Consider the following 19,435-nt stretch of genomic DNA (forward strand, 5'->3'; position numbering starts at 1 on the left):
TTCACGACGGGTAGCGGCGGGGCGTGAACACCGTGCCCCGGTCGGTGGTCAGGGTCTGCGAGGAGCCGACGATCAGCAGGCACCGCATGTCGACCGCCTCCGGGTCGAGGTCGGCCAGCCGCACCACCCGGACGGTCTCCTCGGGGCCGCCGACGTCCCGGCCGACGACCACGGGCGTGTCCGGCGAGCGGTGGCGCAGCAACAGGTCCCGGGCGGACTCGACCTGCCACCGACGGCTGCGCGAGGCCGGGTTGTAGATCGCCAGCACGAGGTCGGCGCGGGCGGCGGCCTCCAGGCGCTCCGCGATGACCTCCCACGGCTTGAGCCGGTCGGACAGCGAGAGCACGCAGTAGTCGTGGCCCAGCGGCGCACCGGACCGGGCGGCCACGGCGTGCGCGGCGGTCAGGCCGGGCAGCACCCGCACCGGGACGTCCGCGAACTGCTCCTCGGCGGCCACCTCCAGCACCGCGCTGGCCATGGCGAACACGCCGGGGTCGCCGGAGGAGACCACCGCGACCTTCCGACCGCGCTTGGCCAGGTCGAGCGCGAACGCGGCGCGCTCGGACTCGACCTTGTTGTCCGACGCGTGCTTGCGCTGCCCCGGGCGGTCGGCGACCCGGTTCAGGTAGGTGACGTACCCGACCAGGTCCTCCGCCCCGGCCAGCGCCTGCCGAGCCTCGGGCGTGAGCCACTCGGGCCCGGCGGGTCCCAGGCCCACGACGACGACCTCACCCGGGCCCGTGGCGGGTGGGGCGGCACCGGCCCCACCCGCCACGGCGGGGGCGACGACCGCACCCGCGCCGGCGTCGGGCGGGGGACCGGCGGGGGTGGCCTTGCTGGGCAGCAGGGCCAGCGAGAAGTACGGGACCGCGTCCGGGTCGACGTCGGCCAGCGGCGCGGTGCGCTGGCCGCCGGTCGTGGCGCGCTCCACGTACCACGCCTCGTCCAGCCGGCCCGAGCGCTCCAGCGCCTCGCGCACCGCCGGGAACGTCCGGCCCAGCTTCACCACCGCCACCGGGTCGCCGCCGGCCAGGTGGTCGGTCAGGGCGTCCACCGGCAGGGTGCCCGGCAGCACGGTGAGCACCTCGTCCCGCTCCACCAGCGGCCTGCCGATCACCGCCGACCCGGCGCTGACCGACGTGACACCGGGGACCACCTCGACCGGGTACCGGTCCGCCAGGCGCTTGTGCAGGTGCATGTAGGAGCCGTAGAAGAACGGGTCGCCGGCGGCCAGCACCACGACGGTCCGCCCGGCGTCCAGGTGCGCGGCCAGCCGCGCGGCGCACTCGGCGTAGAACGCGTCGATCTCGCCCTGGTAGTCGTCGGAGTCCTCGGTGGTCACCGGGTAGACGAGCTGCTCCTCCACCTGGTCGCCGCGCAGGTAGGGCTCGGCGATCCGGCGCGCGACGCTGCGGCCGTGCCGGGCGCTGTGGAAGACCACGACGTCGGCTTCGCCGATCAGCCGGGCGGCCTTGACGGTCACCAGCTCCGGGTCGCCCGGACCGACCCCGACGCCGTACAGCCTGCCGGTCATTCTTCCTCGCTCGCGATCGCGTTGACGGCCGCGGCGACCACGGCGCTGCCCCCGCGCCGGCCGCGCACGACCAGGTGCTCCAGCCCGCTCTCCGCGAGCGCCTCCTTGGACTCCGCCGCCCCGATGAACCCGACCGGGATGCCGAGCACGGCGGCCGGCGCCGGCGCTCCCGAGGCGATGAGGTCGAGCAGGTGGAACAGGGCGGTCGGGGCGTTGCCGACGGCGACCACCGCGCCGCCCAGCCGGTCGCCCCACAGCTCCAGCGCGGCGGCGCTGCGGGTGGTGCCCAGCTCGCGCGCCAGACCGGGCACCCGGGGGTCGCCGAGCAGGCACAGCACCTCGTTGTCGGCGGGCAGCCTGCGCCGGGTCACGCCGGAGGCGACCATCTGCGCGTCGCACAGCACCGGGGCCCCGGCCAGCAGCGCCCGCCGGGCGGCGGCCACGACCCCCGGCGAGTAGCCGATGTCGTCGACCAGGTCGACCATCCCGCACGCGTGGATCATCCGCACCGCGACCCGCGCGACGTCCGCCGGCAGGCCCGACAGGTCGGCCTCGGCGCGGATGGTGGCGAAGGACCGGCGGTAGATCTCCGCGCCGTCCTTGATGTAGCTGGTCACCTGATCTCCTCGTACCCGTCGCCGGTGGCGACGAACTCCACCACGTCGCCCGGTGGCCGCCCGCACCGCCGGGCGCAGCCCGACCAGTGCACCCGGCCCCGGTGCGGGGTGTTGATCCAGCGGACCACGTCCGCGCGGACGTCGGTCAGCGATTTCGCGCAGCCGGGCCGTCCGGCGCACGCGGTGACCCCGTGCCAGGGCGACGCGGGGTCGGTGAACAGGCCCGACGCGTCCGCGCCCGCCGGGAGGACGAGGCTGCGCCACGGGGTGACCCGCACCGGGGTCCCGGCCAGCAGCCGCGCGTCCAACCGGCCCAGCGGCACGCCCGCCACCAGGCGGTCGCCGTGCGGGCCGGGTGCGACCGGGATCACAGCGGGGGCGATGCGGTCCGGTCCGGGTCGGCCCAGGGCGGCGGTGATCTTCCGCACACCGCCGTCCACTTCGGACAAACGCCACGCGGTGCCCCGGACGGCCTGGAACTCGCGCGCCGCCGCGACCACGGCGGCCACCGGGTCGGTCACGCGCAGTCCCGAATCGCGGCCGGCGAGGAACAGCGCGTCACCCACCAGGCCGATGTCGCCGCCCAGCCCGCTCACCGACTCACCCACCGTGACCAGGAACCGGCCGGGGAGTTCGGCCAGTTCGGGAACCCGGCACAACGCGGCGTCCACGGCGTCCACCAGGTCCTGGTTGTCCTCCAGCGGCGCGGCGACGGTGTTGCGCATCCGCTCGTGGGTCGCCGAGGGCAGCAGGCCCGCGTCCCGCAGGCGTGCGCCCAACTCGTGCTCTGCACCCGGTGCGAGGCCCCTGATCTGCAAGTTCGCCCGTGAGGTCAGCTCGATCCAGCCGTCGCCCAGCTCCAGCGCGGCCTGCCGGACGACGTCGAACCGCGCGGCGGTCAGCGTGCCGCCGGGCACCCGGACGCGGGCCAGCCCGCCGTCGGCGGCCCGGTGCACGTCGACCGCGCCGGGGCAGGCGTCGGGGCGTTCGCGGTCCTGGGGCATGGGCTGGATGCTAACTCCCCGGATAGGGTGACCCCGAACGGCGAAGCAACAGGAGGAAGCCGGTGCGAATCCGGCGCGGTCCCGCCACTGTGACCGGGCGCGAGCCCGGGAGTCAGGAACTCCGCCCGCCGTCCCCCACGACCTGGGGCGAGGACCCCCGAGGGATGGAGCCCGCACGTGATCCTGCTGCTGTCGACCTCCGACACGGACCTGCTGTCCGCCCGTTCGAGCGGCGCCGACTTCCGGCTGGGCAACCCCGCCCGGCTCTCCGCCGACGACCTGCCCGCCCTGCTGGAGGGCGTCGACCTGGTGGTGGTGCGCATCCTGGGCGGTCGGCGGATGTGGGAGGAGGGGCTGGACGCGCTGCTGGCCGGCCCGCGCCCGGTCGTGGTGCTGGGCGGTGAGCAGAACCCCGACGCGCCGCTCATGGAGCTGTCCACCGTGCCCGGCGGCGTCTGCGCCGAGGCCCACGCCTACCTGGCGCACGGCGGCCCGGCGAACCTCGCCGAACTGCACAAGTTCCTGTCCGACACCGTCCTGCTCACCGGCTTCGGCTTCGCCCCGCCGGAACCCGCGCCGAACTGGGGCGTGCTGGAGCGGGCGGAGCGCGCGGGCGGCGGGCCGGTGGTGGCCGTCCTGTACTACCGGGCCCACCACGTGGCCGGGAACACCGCCTTCGTGCACGCCCTGTGCGACGCGATCGAGGAGAAGGGCGGCCGGGCGCTGCCGGTGTACTGCGCGTCGCTGCGCACCGCCGAGCCGGAGCTGCTCGCGGTGCTGCGCGAGGCGGACGCGCTGGTCGTCACGGTGCTGGCGGCCGGCGGCACCAAGCCCGCGACCGCGTCGGCGGGCGGCGAGGACGACGCGTGGGACGTGGGCGCGCTGGCCGCGCTGGACGTGCCGATCCTGCAGGGCCTCTGCCTCACCAGCAGCCGCGCCGCGTGGGACGAGAACGACGACGGCCTGTCCCCGCTGGACACCGCCACCCAGGTGGCGATCCCCGAGTTCGACGGCCGGATCATCACCGTCCCGTTCTCCTTCAAGGAGGTCGACGAGGACGGCCTGACCGTGTACGTGGCGGACCCGGAACGCGCGCTGCGGGTGGCCGGGATCGCCGTGCGGCACGGGCGGTTGCGGCACGTGCCGCCGGCCGAGCGCAAGGTCGTGGTCATGCTCTCCGCCTACCCGACCAAGCACTCCCGGATCGGCAACGCGGTCGGCCTGGACACCCCGGCCAGCGCCGTGCGGCTGCTGAAGGCGTTGCAGGACCACGGCTACGACATCGGTGACGAGCTGCCGGGCGTGGCCGACCTGGACGGTGACGCGCTGATCCACGCGCTCATCGCGGCCGGCGGCCAGGACGCCGACTGGCTGACCGAGGAGCAGCTCCAGGGCAACCCGGTGCGGCTGCCCGCCGCCCGCTACCGCGAGTGGTACGCGACCCTGCCCGAGGACACCCGCACGGGCATGGAGGAGCACTGGGGCGAGGCGCCCGGCGAGCTGTTCGTGGACCGCTCGCGGGACCCCGACGGCGAGATCGTGCTGGCCGGCCTCCGCTCGGGCAACGTCGTGGTGATGGTCCAGCCGCCGCGCGGCTTCGGCGAGAACCCGATCGCCATCTACCACGACCCGGACCTGCCGCCCAGCCACCACTACCTGGCCGCCTACCGGTGGCTGGAGGCCGAGTTCGGCGCGGACGCCGTCGTGCACGTCGGCAAGCACGGCAACCTGGAGTGGCTGCCCGGCAAGACGGTCGGCATGTCGGCCGGCTGCGGCCCCGACGCGGCGCTGGGCGACCTGCCGCTGATCTACCCCTTCCTGGTCAACGACCCGGGCGAGGGCACGCAGGCCAAGCGCCGCGCGCACGCCACCCTGGTCGACCACCTGGTGCCGCCGATGGCCCGCGCGGACAGCTACGGCGACATCGCGCGCCTGGAGCAGCTTCTCGACGAGCACGGCAACATCGCCGCGATGGACCCGGCGAAGCTGCCCGCGATCCGCGCGCAGATCTGGACGTTGATCCAGGCGGCGAAGCTGGACCACGACCTCGGGCTGGAGGACCGGCCGCACGACGCGGAGTTCGACGAGCTGATCCTGCACGTGGACGGCTGGCTGTGCGAGGTGAAGGACGTCCAGATCCGGGACGGCCTGCACGTGCTGGGCGAGGCGCCGACCGGGGAGGCCCGGGTCAACCTGGTGCTGGCCATCCTCCAGGCCCGGCAGGTGTGGGCGGGCCAGGTGGCCGCGCTGCCCGGCCTGCGGGAGGCGCTGGGGCTCAAGGACGACACCCGCGCCTCGACCGACGCCGTGGAGGCGCAGGCGCGCGCGCTGGTGCAGGCCATGGAGGACGCGGGCTGGGACGCGGCGGTCGCCCGCACGCTGACCGACTCCGAGGACGTGGCGCGCATCCTGGAGTTCGGCGCGCTGGAGGTGGTGCCGAGGCTGGCCCGCACCACCGACGAGATGGCCAACGTGCTGCACGCGCTCGACGGCGGCTACGTGCCGGCCGGGCCGAGCGGCTCGCCGCTGCGGGGCCTGGTGAACGTGCTGCCGACCGGCCGCAACTTCTACTCGGTCGACCCCAAGGCGGTGCCGTCGAAGCTGGCCTGGGAGACCGGCCAGGCCATGGCGGACTCCCTGCTGGAGCGCTACCGGGCGGACACCGGCGAGTGGCCCGCGTCGGTCGGCCTGTCGGTGTGGGGCACGTCGGCCATGCGGACCTCCGGCGACGACATCGCGGAGGTGCTGGCGCTGCTGGGCGTCCGGCCGGTGTGGGACGACCAGTCGCGCCGGGTGACCGGGCTGGAGGTCGTGCCGCTCGACGAGCTGGGCCGGCCCCGGATCGACGTGACGGTGCGCATCTCCGGCTTCTTCCGGGACGCCTTCCCGCACGTGGTCGCGCTGCTGGACGACGCGGTGCGGCTGGTGGCCGGGCTGGACGAGGCGGACGCGGACAACTTCGTGCGGGCGCACGCGGAGGCCGGGGTGGCCGAGCACGGCGACCGGCGGCGGGCGACGATGCGGATCTTCGGCTCCAAGCCGGGTGCGTACGGGGCCGGGCTGCTGCCGCTGATCGACAGCCGCAACTGGCGCGACGACGCCGACCTGGCCGAGGTCTACGCGGTGTGGGGCGGGTACGCCTACGGGCGCGAGCTGGACGGCGTCGAGGCCCGGCAGGACATGGAGAGCGCCTACCGGCGGATCGCGGTCGCGGCGAAGAACATCGACACCCGCGAGCACGACATCGCCGACTCGGACGACTACTTCCAGTACCACGGCGGCATGGTGGCGACCGTGCGGGCGCTGACGGGCAAGGCCCCGGCCGCCTACGTCGGCGACAGCACGCGGCCTGACGCGGTGCGGACCCGGACGCTGCACGAGGAGACGAACCGGATCTTCCGCGCCCGCGTGGTGAACCCGCGCTGGCTGGCGGCGATGCGCAAGCACGGCTACAAGGGCGCGTTCGAGCTGGCGGCGACGGTCGACTACCTGTTCGGCTACGACGCCACGACCGGCGTGGTCGCGGACTGGATGTACGAGCAGCTCGCGGCCAGCTACGTGCTGGACCCCGAGAACCGCGAGTTCCTCACCAAGTCGAACCCGTGGGCGCTGCACGGGATCTCCGAACGCCTGCTGGAGGCGGCGGACCGGGGTCTCTGGGAGCACCCGGAGGCGGAGACGCTGGAGGCGCTGCGCGCGGTGTACCTCCAGACCGAAGGCGACCTGGAGGACGGCCGCTAGCGCAGCCCGCGCGGCAACCCGAACGGCGTGGCTACGCTGTCCGAACGCACGGCCCCGGCGGAGCGATCCGCCGGGGTCTTGTTGGCGCACGGGCGTTTTCGAGCTTTCGTCTTCTTGTGCGGTGGGCCTGCGATGTCTGCTGGGGCGCTTGACACGGCGCGTGTCGACCACCACACTTCGCCGCGATTGGGAGCGCTCCCAACACGTCGCCGCCCCCGTGAGGAGTCCTCGTGCGCCACCGTCGAGCAGTCCTGGCCCCGGTCCTGGTCGCCGCCGCGCTCACCGCGTGCGGTCCGGGCAGCGGCTCGGACGGCCGGTTGGAGCTGACCGTCGCCACGTTCAACGAGTTCGGCTACGAGGAGCTGTTCCGCGAGTACGAGGCCGCCCACCCCGGCACCAGGATCGTGCACCGCAAGACCGGCCAGGCCCCGCCGCACCACCAGGCACTGTTCACCAAGCTCGCGGCCGGCTCCGGCGCGGCCGACGTCGAGGCGGTCGAGGAGGGCTTCCTCAGCCAGGTCATGGCGAAGTCCGGGAAGTTCCACGACCTCGAGCAGATCGGGCCCGGTGACGTGCGCCCCGACCGCTGGCTGAAGTGGAAGTCCGACGCCGTCACCACCCGGGACGGCGCGCTCATCGGCTACGGCACGGACATCGGACCGCTGGCCATGTGCTACCGCGCGGACCTGTTCGCCTCGGCCGGGCTGCCCACCGACCCGGAGGGCGTGCGGTCGCTGTTCGCCACCTGGGACTCCTACTTCGCGGCCGGCGACCGGTACGTCGCGGCGGTCGGCGAGCCGTGGTTCGACTCGGCCGCGCAGGTCTTCAACCCCATGCACAACCAGGCGGCCACCGGGTACTTCGACCGCGACGACCAGCTCGCCATCGAGACCAACGGCGACCGGGCGATCTGGGAGCAGGTGACGGGCGCGGTGGCGCGCGGGCAGTCCGCGAAGCTGGTCGCCTGGAGCAAGGAGTGGCAGGACGGGTTCAAGCGCTCCGCCTTCGCCACCAAGACGTGCCCGTCCTGGATGCTCGGCGTGATCGAGGGCAACGCCGGCGCGGAGCACGCCGGCAAGTGGGCGGTGACGGCGGCGTTCCCCGGCGGTGGCGGCAACTGGGGCGGTTCCTACCTGACGGTGCCCAAGCAGTCCGCGCACCCCGAGGAGGCCGCCGCGCTCGCCGCCTGGCTGACCGCTCCCGAGCAGCAGATCAAGGCGTTCGTGGCGAAGGGCACGTTCCCCAGCCAGACGGCCGCGTTGACGTCCCCGGAGCTGTTGACGAGGACGAGCGCGTACTTCGGCGGCGAGAAGGTCGGGCTGCTGTTCGCAGAGCAGGCGTCGAAGGTCGCCTCGGCGCAGTACAAGGGGCCGCAGGACGGCGAGATCCAGGACAACGTGGTCGCCCCCGCTCTCCAGGCCGTGGAACAGGGCAAGTCCGCCGAGGAGGGGTGGCGGCAGGCGGTCGACGGCGCCAAGAAGGCCGCGAAGTGACGTCTGCCCCGGCGCGCGGGGTCGGGTCCCGGCCGCGCGCTTCGTGGCAGCGGCTGGACGCGCGCTACTCGCCCTACCTGTTCATCGCGCCGTTCTTCGTGCTGTTCGGCCTGACGGGGCTGTTTCCCCTGGCGTACACGGCGTACGTGTCGCTGTTCGACTGGGAGCTGGGCGCGGACTCGACGCCGTTCGTCGGGCTGGACAACTACGCGGCACTGCTGGCCGACGACCGGTTCTGGAACGCCCTGCTCAACACGGTGAGCATCTTCCTGCTGTCCACCGGGCCCCAGCTCGTGGCGGCGGTGCTGCTGGCGGCCCTGCTGAACACCGCGCTGCGGGGCCGCACCGCGTGGCGGATGGGCGTGCTGCTGCCGTACGCGGCCTCGCTGGTGGCGCTGACGATCATCTTCGCCGACCTGTTCGGGCCGCGCTACGGCCTGGTCAACGACGTCCTGGAGTTCCTCGGTTTGTCCCGCGTCGACTGGCAGTCCTCGCGGTGGTGGAGCCACGTCGCCATCGCCGCGATGGTCGACTGGCGGTGGACGGGGTACAACGCGCTCATCGTGCTGGCCGCGATGCAGGCCATCCCGCAGGACGTGCGGGAGGCGGCGGTGGTGGACGGGGCCGGGCGCGTCCGCCGGTTCGTCTCGGTCACGCTGCCGGTGCTGCGGCCCACGCTCGTCTTCGTCGTGGTCACCTCGACCATCGGCGGGTTGCAGATCTTCACCGAGCCGAAGCTGTTCGCGCCGGCGGGCAGCAGCGGCGGCGGCGCGACCGGGCAGTACCAGACCGTGGTGCTCTACCTGTACCAGTCGGCGTTCGAGGGCTTCGACCTCGGCTACGCGTCCGCGCTGGCGTGGGTCCTGTTCCTGGTGGTGGTCGTGGTCGCGGGGGTCAACTTCCTGCTGACCCGCCGGGTGCCCGGGACGGGGGAGCGGTGAGCGCGACTCCCCGGCGGCCCGGGTTCGCCGTCTACGGGACGTTGGTCGCGTTCGTGCTCGGCTCGGCGTTCCCGTTCTACTGGGCGTTCGTGGTGGCGAGCAACGACGTCGGTGACGTGCCGCTGGTACCGGGCGGGAAGTTCCTCGTCAATGCGGCGCGCGTGCTCGACACCGTCCCGTTCTGGAGGGCGTTGGGCAACAGCGTGATCGTCTCCGGCACGGTGACCGCGTCGGTCGTGCTGCTCTCCGCGCTGGCCGGCTTCGCGTTCGCCAAGCTGCGGTTCCGGGGCCGGGGACCGCTGATGGTGTTCGTGGTCGCCACCCTGGCCGTGCCGACCCAGCTCGGGATCGTCCCGCTCTACCTGGCCATGGCCGAGTTCGGGTGGTCGGGCAGCCTGGGCGCGGTGATCGTGCCGAACCTGGTCACCGCCTTCGGCGTGTTCTGGATGCGGCAGTACATCGTCGACGCGGTGCCGGACGAACTGGTCGACGCCGCCCGGGTGGACGGCTGCGGGCTCGCGCGCGTCTTCTGGCACGTGTGCCTGCCCGCGGTGCGGCCCGCTGCGGCGGTGCTCGGCGTGTTCACGTTCACCACGTCGTGGAACGACTTCCTGTGGCCGCTGGTCGCGCTCGACGCCGACGACCCGACCGTCCAGGTGGCGCTGGAGAAGCTCCAGAGCGGTTACTACGTCGACAACTCGCTGGTGCTGGCCGGGACCACCCTGGCCACCGCGCCGGTGCTGGTCGTCTTCCTCCTCCTCGGGCGGCAGGTCGTCGCCGGGATCATGCAGGGCGCGGTGAAGGGGTAGCTGTGGAGACGTTCGGGGTGCGTGGTGCGGGGTGCGCGGACGAGCCGGTGCGCTTCCCGGAGGGGTTCCTCTGGGGAGCGGCCACGGCCGCGTTCCAGGTCGAGGGCGCGACGACGGCGGACGGGCGCGGCCGGTCCATCTGGGACGAGTTCTGCGAGGTGCCCGGGGCCGTCGTCGGCGGGCACACCGGGGAACCGGCGGCTGACCACTACCGGCGGTTCGACGAGGACGTGCGGCTGATGGCGGACCTCGGGCTCCAGGCGTACCGGTTCTCGGTCGCGTGGCCCCGGGTCCGGCCGGACGGCGGGCTCGTCAACAAGGCCGGGCTGGACTTCTACGACCGGCTGGTGGACCGGCTGCTGGCGGCCGGCATCGAGCCGTGGCCCACCCTGTACCACTGGGACCTGCCGCAGCCGCTGGAGGAGCGGGGCGGGTGGGCCGCGCGCGCGACGCCGTACCGGTTCGCGGACTTCGCGGCGTCGACGGCGGAGGCGCTCGGCGACCGGGTGCGGCACTGGACCACGCTCAACGAGCCGTGGTGCTCGGCGTTCCTCGGCTACGCGGCCGGCGTGCACGCGCCGGGCCGCCGGGACCCCCGTGCGGCGGTCGCGGCCGTGCACCACCTGCTGCTGGGCCACGGGTTGGCGGCCGAGGTGATCCGCGCGGCGTCGGCGCGCGCGGAGGTCGGCATCACGCTGAACCTGTACCCGGTGATCCCGGCCGACCCCGATGACCCGGCCGACGTCGACGCGGCGCGCAGGGTCGACGGGTTGCAGAACCGGATCTTCCTGGAACCGCTGTTCCACGGCCGCTACCCGGACGACGTCGTGGAAGACCTGGCCCCGTACGGGTTCACCGCCCACGTCCGGGACGGCGACCTCGACGCCGTCGCCGCGCCGCTGGACCGGCTCGGCGTCAACTACTACGCCGAGCACCACGTCAGCGGCCGGCCCGGTCCCGCCGTCGCCGGGTCGCCGTGGGTGGGCGCGGAGCACGTGACGTTCCCCGGCCGGGGCCTGCCGCGCACCGACATGGGCTGGGAGGTCGAACCCTCCGGCCTGACCGAGGTGCTGCTGCGCGTGCACCGCGACTACCCCCCGATCCCGCTCTACGTCACGGAGAACGGCGCGGCGTACCGGGACGCGGTGGCGCCCGACGGCGCGGTGCGCGACCCGGAGCGGTTGGGGTACCTCGAATCGCACCTGCGGGCGGCGCACGCGGCGATCGAGGCCGGCGCGGACCTGCGCGGGTACTTCGCCTGGTCGCTGATGGACAACTTCGAGTGGGCGGAGGGCTACGCCAAGCGGTTCGGCATCGTGCACGTCGACTACGCCACACAAGTGCGGACTCCTAAGATGAGCGCCATGTGGTACTCCCAGGTCGCCAAGGACAACGCGCTGGCCACGGTGGTCGCCCCGTGACCGGTGCCGTCGACCAGCCCCGGCCCCGTCGCGGGACGACCCGCCTGGAGGAGGTCGCCCGCGCCGCCGGGGTGTCCAAGTCGACGGTGTCGAGGGTGATCAACGGCGAGCCCTACGTCAGCACCAAGGCGCGCGAGGCGGTCAGCCAGGCGATCACCCGCCTCGGGTACTCGCCCAACCAGGCGGCCCGCACGCTGGCCGGGAACCGGGCCAACTGCATCGCGCTGGTCGTCTCCGAGCAGGGCAGCCGGGTGCTCGCCGACCCCTTCTTCGCCGGGGTGCTGCGCGGCGTGCACGGAGAGCTGGCCGGGCGGCGGGTCCAGCTCGTGCTGATGATGAGCAAGGAGGGCGACGAGCAGGACCTGGTCAACTACCTGTGCGGCGGGCACGTCGACGGCGTGCTGGTGATCAGCCTGCACGGCCAGGACCCGCTGCCGCGCGTGCTGGCCGACGCGGGCCTGCCGACCGTCGTCGGCGGGCGACCGCTGGGCGCGGCCGGAGTGCCCTATGTGGACTCCGACAACTTCAACGGCGCGCTGGAGGCCGCCCGCCACCTGGTCTCGTCGGGCCGCCGGCGGATCGGCACCGTCGCCGGGCCGCGCGACATGGCGGTCGGGATGGACCGGCTGGCCGGCTGGCAGCGCGGCCTGGCCCAGGCCGGCGTGCCGGCCGACCTGGTGGCGTACGGCGACTTCACGCCCGAGAGCGGGGCGACGGCGATGGAGGAGCTGCTGACCCTGGACCCGTCGCTGGACGCGGTGTTCGTCGCGGCGGACATCATGGCGCTGGGCGCGCTGCAAGTCCTGCACGCGCGCGGCCGGCGGGTGCCGGAGGACGTGGCGGTGGTGGGTTTCGACGACTTGGTGATCGCGTCGACGGCGGTGCCGCCGCTGACCACGGTCCGGCAGGACGTGGAGCGGCTGGGGCGCACGATGACGTCGCGGCTGATGTCCGAGTTGGCGGGGGAGGAGGATCTGCCGCCGTTCTTGCTGCTGCCCACCTCGTTGGTGACTCGCGTCAGTGCTTGAGTCGGGTCGGCGTTCGACTCGGGTCGGCGTTTGAGTGTTGGGGAAGTGTGCGTTGCGGGCGGGTGAAAGCTAGCGGGTGCCTGCGCGTTTGGCTTGGCGGCGTAGTTGGAAGATGCGGGCGGCGCCGACCAGGGCGACCGTGACGGCGCCGCCGATCGCGGAGAACAGCAGGGCCACGCCGAGTGGCAGCGTGCCGGCGATGCCGATGAAGTGGATGGTCGCGTCGGTCAGGTTCTGCAGGATGAAGACCAGCAGGAAGATCAGCACGACGATCGACGACAGGACGGCCACCCACGTGCCGCTGATCCTGGTCGGGCGGGGTTTGCCGGAGCGGGTCCTGGCCGGTGGGGGTGTGGGCCGGTGGTCGGGTGTCGTGGGCCGGTGGTCGGGTGAGCCGGCGGGGCCGTCCGGGAGCGGGACGGCCGGGGTGGTGCGGTCCTCGTCACGGGGCGTGGTCACGGGGTGATTATCGGGGTGTGGCGGGGTGGGTGCCAGTCGGCCGGCTGGGGGATGTGGGGCTTTTCGAAGAAGAGAAGCGCTCGCCGCGCGGCAGGCCAACAGGATGACGGGGTGGGTGGTGATCTTGCGTTGCGTGGTGGGGCGGGGGTCGTGTCATCCCGTCGACCTCCCGGAGGGCTGTCACGCGAGCCGGGGTCCTGCGAGGGTGGCACTTCGGCCGCCGGGTGGTCGTGCAGGTCGCAGGACCCCGACTCGCGTGATGGGGCTGCGCCAGGTCGACGGGATGACACGAGCCCCTCTCCTGGTTCGAAGATCGGGGAGGCCGCGTTCTTCGGTCAGGCGCAGGGTGGGTGGTAGTCGATGCCCTCGAAGTTGCGGTGCCATTCTTCTTCGGTGATCTGCTGGTCCACCGATTCGCACATCTTCGCTATGGCGATGTCCACGTCGAACTCCCACGGTCGGGTGGTGCCGTCGGCGTTCGACGTCACCACCCAGTTCGGGGTGTCGCCGAAGCCGACCGCGTAGGTGCCGTCGGTCGGGCCGCTGATCCGGGCTCTCTGGGTCGGGTGCCGGGGGTCGCCCAGGTCCCACATCCGGACCGTGTCGTCCTTGCCGGTGCTGGCCAGGGCTCTGCCGTCGCGGCGGAAGTTCAGGGCGAGCACCTTGTCGGAGTGGCCGACCACCCGGGCCAGCCGGGTCGGTGACCACGGGTCGCCCAGGTCCCACAGGCGGATCGTGCCGTTCGCGCCCGCGACCGCGATGGTCTTGGCGTTCGGCGACAGCGCCACCACCGAGACGTCCTCGCCGTCCTTCAGCTCGCCGATCTGGCGGGGCTCCCTCGGGTTGGCGAGGCTCCAGAGCCGGACCGTGCTCTGGTTGTCGATGGTGGCCAGGACCTGGCCGTCCGGGCTGAACGCGATGTCGGTGATCCACCTCGGGTGGCCGGTCAGCACGCCCAGCACCTTGGGCTCGCGCGGGTTGGCGGCGTCCCAGATCTTGGCCTCCGACGCGCCCTCGACGGTCACCAGCAGCCGGCCGCCGGTCGGGGCGAACGCGATCCTGGTGACCGGTCCGGAGAACGTGTAGGTGGGCACGGGCTCGCGGGCGTCGGTGACGTCCCAGATGCGGGCGTCCGGGGTCTCCGCCGTGGTGGCGTACGCCCGTTCGGCCGGGGTGACCACGAACGACGTGACGGTGTTGCGCGGCGTCAGCAGGCCGCCCAGCCGTTTGTACACGCGGTCGTCGGCGCTGTACGGGACTCGCGCCGTGGGGATCTGGGTGCCGTCCGGGCTCAGCGCCGAGCCGTTGGACAGCACCGACCGGCTCACCATGTCCTCGGCGGTCGAGGCGTGGGCGCTGAGCACCAGGTCCCGCAGGTCGTCGGTGCCGCTGAGGCGGTAGGCCGCGATGATCATCTGGTTGGCCAGCACGCGGTCGCCGGCCGTGCGGCGGTTCTGGGCCTCGTTCGCCGCGTAGCGGGCCACCGACAGGTTGCGCTCGGTGGCCGCCTGCTTCTGCGCGCCGATGGCCAGCACGACCGCCCCGGACGCCAGGACCAGCAGCACCAGCAGCAGGGCCACCAACTGGCGCAGCCGGCGCGTGCGGCGGTGGTCGAGGTGGCGCTGGCGGTCGCGGGAGGCTTCGCTCTCGGCCAGGAACTCGCGTTCCAGCGGGCTGGTCCTCGCCCCGTCGCGGCGGGTCCACTCGACGGCGGTGTCCAGCCTGGTGCCCCGGTAGAGGGCGTCGGGGTCGCGGCCCAGCGAGTGCCAGGTGGCGGCGGCCTCGGTGAGCTGCCGCATGGTGCGCAGGCCGTCCCGGTCGGTGGCCAGCCAGTTGCGCAGGCGGGGCCACGAGCGGATCAGGGCCTCGTGCGCGATCTCCACCGTGTCCCGGTCGAGGGTCAGCAGGCGGGCGTGGGCCAGGCGGTCGAGGACGACGTCCACGTCCACGTCACCGTCCAGCTCCGCTCTCGGCAGGCGGCGCTTGGTGTCCTCGATGCCGTCGCCCAGGGCGGTCAGCCGGAGGAACACCTGGCGGGCCAGGGTGCGCTGCTGCTTCTCCAGCGAGGTGAAGGTGCGCTCGGCGGTCTGGGCGATGGCGTGCTGGATGCCGCCGGCGGCCTCGTAGCCGGCCAGGGTCATGGTGGTGCCGCGCCGCCGCCGCCAGGTCTCCAGCAGCGCGTGCGACATCAGCGGGAGCACGCCCGCCTGGCCGGTCGCGTCCGCGATCAACCTGCTGACCAGCGCCGTCTCCACGGTGCAGGACGCCTTGACGGCGGGCTGCATGATGACCTGGCGCAGTTCCTCCGGACCCATCGGGCCGAGCAGGAGTTGACCGTCGGTCAGCGCCTCCACCAGGTTCGGGTGCTGGGCGCAGTGGCTGTAGAAGTCCGCCCGCACGCCCAGGACCACGCGGCAGTCCGCCGCCAGGAGCGCGTCGATGAACTCCGCCTGCCGCCGCTGGTCCTGGCAGAGGGTGAAGACCTCCTCGAACTGGTCCACGATGATCAGGTCGCCGGTCAGGTCGAGGCGGTCCGCCCGGACGTCGACCTCGGCCGGCGTGGTGAGCACCGCACGGCCCGGGAACCGGGGCACCAGGCCCGCTTTGAGCAGCGACGACTTGCCCGCCCCGGACGCGCCGAACACCGCCACGAAGCGGCCTGCGGCGATCCTGGCCTCCAGGTCCTCCAGGACGCGGTCCCGGCCGAAGAACCACTCGGCGTCCTCCGTGCCGTACGCCGCGAGGCCCGCGTACGGCGGGTGGGCCTCGTTCGGGCCCGCCGGCGGGGTCGGCAGCACCTCGGCCGCCACCTGGTGCCAGCGGTCCTCCCACTCGTCCACGTCGCCCTCGCAGGCGCGGACGTAGGCCAGCGTCACGGCGAGGCTCGGCAGCTTCCGGCCGCCGGCGGCGTCGGACAGGGTGGTCGCCGAGTAGTGCGCGCGGGCACCGAGCTGCCGGTAGCTGTACCCGCCCGCCTTGTCGCGCAACGACCTGAGGTCGGCCGCGAACTTCAGCAGCGGACCGTCCCCGACGTCCAACGGGCGCTCTCCACGCGGCACCGGTTCCACCCCCTGACCCAAGGTCCCCCGATTCTCCGCAGCGTCCGGGGTGCCGTCCAGACTTTCAGACCCGACCCTGGATCCCGTCCGCCTCGGGTGCGCGCATCCGGGTGAACAGGTCCAGGGCCACCCGCCAGTGTGCCTGCACCCGGTCGGGTTCCGCTCGACCGAGCACCACCAGCGTGTGCGCCTCGCCCGGCCGGTGCCCGGTCGCGCGGTGGATCTCCAGCGCGGCGCGGGCGTGCGCGACCGCCGCCGGAGCGTCGCCCTTCGCCAGCGCGGCCTGGGCCAGGGCGGTCAGCGCCCTGCCCTCCACCACCCGGTAGCCCGCGCGGCGGGCGATTTCGAGGGCCCGGTCGGGCTGCCCGCCGCCGATCAGGGCCTCGGCCTCCAGGAAGTCGTCGTCGGTCTCCCGGGCCAGGGTGGCGGCCCGCCGGTGGCAGTCGCGGGCGTCCTGGGCGTGGCCGGCCCGGCGGTGGATGTCGCCCAGCGCGAGCAGCGCGCCCGCCTCCGCCCGGCGCTCGCCGGTGTCGCGGGCGAGCATCAGGGCGGTGCGGGCGTGCTCGTAGGCGCGCTGCGTGTCGCCCAGGTCGTTGTGGACGGCGGCGATGGTGGCCAGGTTGCCCGCCTCGGCCACCCGGGCGCCGATCTCGCGGTGGATGTCGAGCGCCTCGGTCAGGTGCTCCAGTGCCTTGTCGGGTTCCCCCCGGGTGTGCCACAGCTCGCCGATGTTGCCCAGCGCCAGCGCGATCCCCTGCGGGGCCCGGGACTCCCGGCGCAGCCGGAGCGCCTGGGTGAAGTAGTCGGTCGAGTCGGCCAGCCGGCCGAGCTGCCAGGCGACGATGGCCAGGTTGTTCAGGGCCGCCATCTGCCCGGCGACCAGGCCGTGCCTGCGGTCGAGTTCGAGCGACGCGGCGAAGTGCTCGGCGGCCCGCGCGAGCCGGCCGGACTGGCGGTGGACGCCACCCAGGTTGTTGTGGGCCGACGCCTGGCCGGCGGGCCAGCCGCCCCGGTCGGCCAGGGTCAGCGCGTGGGTGCTGTGGGTGGTGGCGGCGGCGTGGTCGGCGAGCAGGAAGTGCAGGTTGCCCAGGCTCAGCTCGGCGGACGCCTGGGCGGCGGGGTCGGTGTCCGGCGCGGCCCGCCGGGCCGTCGTGGCCACGGTCAGCCAGTCCTCGGTGGCCATCCGCAGCCAGAAGTAGCCGCGCAGCGCGTCCGCCAGCCGCCACGCGAAGTGCGCGAGCGCCGGCCGGTCGGCGGCGTGCTGGACGGCGGCCACGAGGGTGGCGCGCTCGGCGTCCAGCCAGGCGGAGGCCTGGGACTCGTTCTCGAAGGTCACGGCGTGCTCGGGGGGCGCTGCGGTGGGCAGGCGGGCCATGTCCGGGTAGAGGACGGCGGCGGCTGCGGTCGCGTGGCAGGTGTACCACTCGTACAAGCGCTGCCGCGCGCGCTCGCCGAGGTCGGCCGTGTCCTCCGCCTGGGCGCGTTCCCGCGAGTAGAGCCGCAACAGGTCGTGCGTGGTGTACCGGGTGCCGTCGTGCTGCACCAGGTGCGCGTCGGCGAGGGTGGCCAGGTGCGCTCGGACGGCCGGCACCGGGCTGTCGGCCGCCGCTGCGACCGCCTCGGCCGTGAAGTCCTGGCCCGGGACGTGGGCGATCAGCCGGAACAGCCCGCGCGCCGGGGCCGGCAGCGCCGCGTAGGACAGGTCGAACGCGGCCCGGACGGCGGTGTCCCGGTCGGCGTGCAACGCGGTCAGCCGGTTGCCGCGCCGCAATTGGGCCACGTGGTCGGCGATCCGGCCCGGGGCAAAGTGCGCGGCGGTGATGCGGAGCGCCAGCGGCAGGTGGGCGCACAGCCGCGCCAGCTCCGCCGCCGCCTCCGGCTCCTCGGCGGTCCGGGCGCCCAGCAGGGCGGTGAGCAGGTCGGCGGACTCGGCGGGTGTCAGCACGTCCAGCGGGACGCGGGTCGCGCCGTCGCGGGCCACCAGCCCCGCCAGGCGGTCCCGGCTGGTCACCACGACCAGGCAGCCGGAGCCGCCGGGCAGCAGCGGCCGGACCTGCTCCGGGTCGGCGGCGTTGTCCAGCACCACGAGCACCCGGCGGTCGGCCAGGGTGCTGCGGTACAGCGCGGTCGCGGCGTCCTGGTCCGGCGGCACGCGTTCGGGCGGCACGCCCAGCGCGTGCAGGAAGCGGGAGAGCACCTCGGCGGGGCGGCGCGGGGGCAGCACGTCGAAGCCGCGCAGGTCGGCGTAGAGCTGGCCGTCGGGGAAGTCGGAGCGCGCGCGGTCGGCCCAGTGGATGGCCAGGGCGGTCTTGCCCACGCCCGCCGTGCCGGTGACGACCGCCGTGGTGCCGGCGCGGTCCTGCTTCGCCGTGGCCGCCAGGCGGTCCAGCTCGCGCAGGGCGTCGGCGCGGCCGGTGAACGACGGGACGGCGGCGGGCAGGTGCCGGGGGACGTCGGTCCTGGGCCCGTCGAGCGCGTGGTCCGAGCGCAGGATCTCCACGTGCAGCCGGCGGATCGCGGGTGACGGTTCGATGCCCAGCCGCGCGTCCAGGGTGTCCCGGAGGCGCTGGTGGGCGGCCAGCGCCTCGGCCTGCCTGCCGCTGCGGTAGAGCGCGAGCATGAGCTGACCCCACAGCCGCTCGCGCAGCGGGTGGCGGCCGGTCAGGGCCTGGAGCTCGCCCACCACGTCCTGGCCCAGCGCGAGCCGGGCGTCCAGGTTGTCCTCCTGCACGTCGAGCCGCAGCTCGTCGAGCACGGTGACCCTGGGCGCGATCAGCTCGGGCACCGGCAGACCGTCGAGGACCGGCCCGCGCCACAGCCCGAGGGCGCGGGTGAACCGCTCGGTGGCCACGTCGAAGCGGTTGTCCCGCAGGGCCTTGCGACCGTCCTCCACCAGGTCTTCGAAGTGCGTGGCGTCGAGGTCCGCGCGCGGCACGGCCAGCGCGTAGCCCTCCGGACGGGTGTCGATGGCGGCGTCCGGGTGCAGCAGCCGGCGCAGGCCCGACAGGTAGGTCTTGAGGTTGGCCGCCGCCGAGCGGGGCAGCTCGTCCCACAGCGCGTCGGACAGGGCGTCCGTGCTGGTGGGCCCGTCGCGCAGGAGCAGCACGGCGAGCAGGACCCGCTGCTTGCGGCGGGTGGGCAGCAGCGGGCCACCTTGCCGGTCACGGACGTCCAACGGTCCCAGGACCCGGAAGCGCACGGAACCCAGCGTAGTGATCCCGGTACACGTGGCCGTGTACCGGGCTGTGTACCGGTGTCGGGGATGGTGGTGTCGAGGGGCGGTGACCAGGGGGCACCGCCCCTCCGGCGTCCGGCCCGCACGTGCACCT

12 protein-coding genes and 1 riboswitch are annotated in these 19,435 nt (G+C 74.0%); of the genes, 6 read left to right on the forward strand and 6 right to left on the reverse strand.

Going from position 1 to position 19,435, the window contains the following annotated elements; genetic code table 11:
- Position 1: 1 nt before the first annotated feature.
- The 3 genes from cobJ to AB0I60_RS07145 are packed head-to-tail and all read right to left on the reverse strand — an operon-like array spanning position 2 to position 3,155.
- Positions 2-1,534: a precorrin-3B C(17)-methyltransferase gene (gene cobJ / locus AB0I60_RS07135; RefSeq protein WP_360726438.1), complete on the reverse strand. Its 1,533-nt coding sequence runs from the start codon at positions 1,532-1,534 to the stop codon at positions 2-4.
- The gene (locus tag AB0I60_RS07140; RefSeq protein ID WP_360726440.1) at positions 1,531-2,151 is read right to left on the reverse strand and encodes a precorrin-8X methylmutase; all 621 of its coding nucleotides are present in this window, start codon (positions 2,149-2,151) and stop codon (positions 1,531-1,533) included. Before AB0I60_RS07140 ends, cobJ begins: the two co-directional genes overlap by 4 nt.
- Positions 2,148-3,155 (reverse strand): hypothetical protein, encoded by a 1,008-nt coding sequence (locus AB0I60_RS07145; RefSeq protein WP_360726441.1) that lies wholly within the window; start codon positions 3,153-3,155, stop codon positions 2,148-2,150. Before AB0I60_RS07145 ends, AB0I60_RS07140 begins: the two co-directional genes overlap by 4 nt.
- Positions 3,156-3,205: 50 nt before the next feature.
- Positions 3,206-3,277, forward strand: a riboswitch (cobalamin riboswitch).
- A gap of 55 nt (positions 3,278-3,332) precedes the next feature.
- Here AB0I60_RS07145 and cobN point away from each other — a divergent pair.
- The 6 genes from cobN to AB0I60_RS07175 all read left to right on the forward strand — a co-directional run bounded on the left by cobN (position 3,333) and on the right by AB0I60_RS07175 (position 12,588).
- Positions 3,333-6,896 carry a cobaltochelatase subunit CobN gene (gene cobN / locus AB0I60_RS07150; RefSeq protein ID WP_360726442.1) on the forward strand — a complete coding sequence of 1,188 codons (3,564 nt, stop codon included), beginning with the start codon at positions 3,333-3,335 and terminating at the stop codon, positions 6,894-6,896.
- A gap of 263 nt (positions 6,897-7,159) precedes the next feature.
- Positions 7,160-8,389, forward strand: coding sequence for an ABC transporter substrate-binding protein (locus AB0I60_RS07155; RefSeq protein ID WP_360726838.1), 1,230 nt, complete (start codon positions 7,160-7,162; stop codon positions 8,387-8,389).
- Positions 8,386-9,330, forward strand: coding sequence for a sugar ABC transporter permease (locus AB0I60_RS07160; protein WP_360726444.1), 945 nt, complete (start codon positions 8,386-8,388; stop codon positions 9,328-9,330). The genes AB0I60_RS07155 and AB0I60_RS07160 overlap by 4 nt, the downstream gene beginning before the upstream one ends.
- Complete coding sequence (locus tag AB0I60_RS07165; protein WP_360726446.1) at positions 9,327-10,139, forward strand: carbohydrate ABC transporter permease; 813 nt, start codon at positions 9,327-9,329, stop codon at positions 10,137-10,139. The genes AB0I60_RS07160 and AB0I60_RS07165 overlap by 4 nt, the downstream gene beginning before the upstream one ends.
- Positions 10,140-10,186: 47 nt before the next feature.
- The gene (locus AB0I60_RS07170) at positions 10,187-11,560 is read left to right on the forward strand and encodes a GH1 family beta-glucosidase (RefSeq protein ID WP_360726840.1); all 1,374 of its coding nucleotides are present in this window, start codon (positions 10,187-10,189) and stop codon (positions 11,558-11,560) included.
- Positions 11,557-12,588, forward strand: a complete 1,032-nt coding sequence (locus AB0I60_RS07175) for a LacI family DNA-binding transcriptional regulator (protein WP_360726448.1) — start codon at positions 11,557-11,559, stop codon at positions 12,586-12,588. Before AB0I60_RS07170 ends, AB0I60_RS07175 begins: the two co-directional genes overlap by 4 nt.
- Before the next feature lie 69 nt (positions 12,589-12,657).
- Here the strand turns inward: AB0I60_RS07175 and AB0I60_RS07180 are convergent, their stop codons facing one another.
- From AB0I60_RS07180 to AB0I60_RS07190, 3 genes are all read right to left on the reverse strand, one after another.
- Complete coding sequence (locus AB0I60_RS07180) at positions 12,658-13,047, reverse strand: lipopolysaccharide assembly protein LapA domain-containing protein (protein WP_360726450.1); 390 nt, start codon at positions 13,045-13,047, stop codon at positions 12,658-12,660.
- A gap of 335 nt (positions 13,048-13,382) precedes the next feature.
- Complete coding sequence (locus AB0I60_RS07185; RefSeq protein ID WP_360726452.1) at positions 13,383-16,106, reverse strand: helix-turn-helix domain-containing protein; 2,724 nt, start codon at positions 16,104-16,106, stop codon at positions 13,383-13,385.
- 64 nt (positions 16,107-16,170) lie between these two features.
- The gene (locus tag AB0I60_RS07190) at positions 16,171-19,305 is read right to left on the reverse strand and encodes a BTAD domain-containing putative transcriptional regulator (RefSeq protein WP_360726453.1); all 3,135 of its coding nucleotides are present in this window, start codon (positions 19,303-19,305) and stop codon (positions 16,171-16,173) included.
- Positions 19,306-19,435 lie beyond the last annotated feature (130 nt).

It is taken from the genome of Actinosynnema sp. NPDC050436 (genome assembly GCF_040655415.1).
Taxonomy (GTDB): Bacteria; Actinomycetota; Actinomycetes; order Mycobacteriales; family Pseudonocardiaceae; genus Actinosynnema.

Excerpts from the sequence above, each read along its gene's own strand:
- AB0I60_RS07145 (WP_360726441.1), bottom strand. The coding sequence starts at position 3,155 with ATGCCCCAGGACCGCGAACGCCCCGACGCCTGCCCCGGCGCGGTCGAC.
- cobJ (WP_360726438.1), bottom strand. The coding sequence starts at position 1,534 with ATGACCGGCAGGCTGTACGGCGTCGGGGTCGGTCCGGGCGACCCGGAG.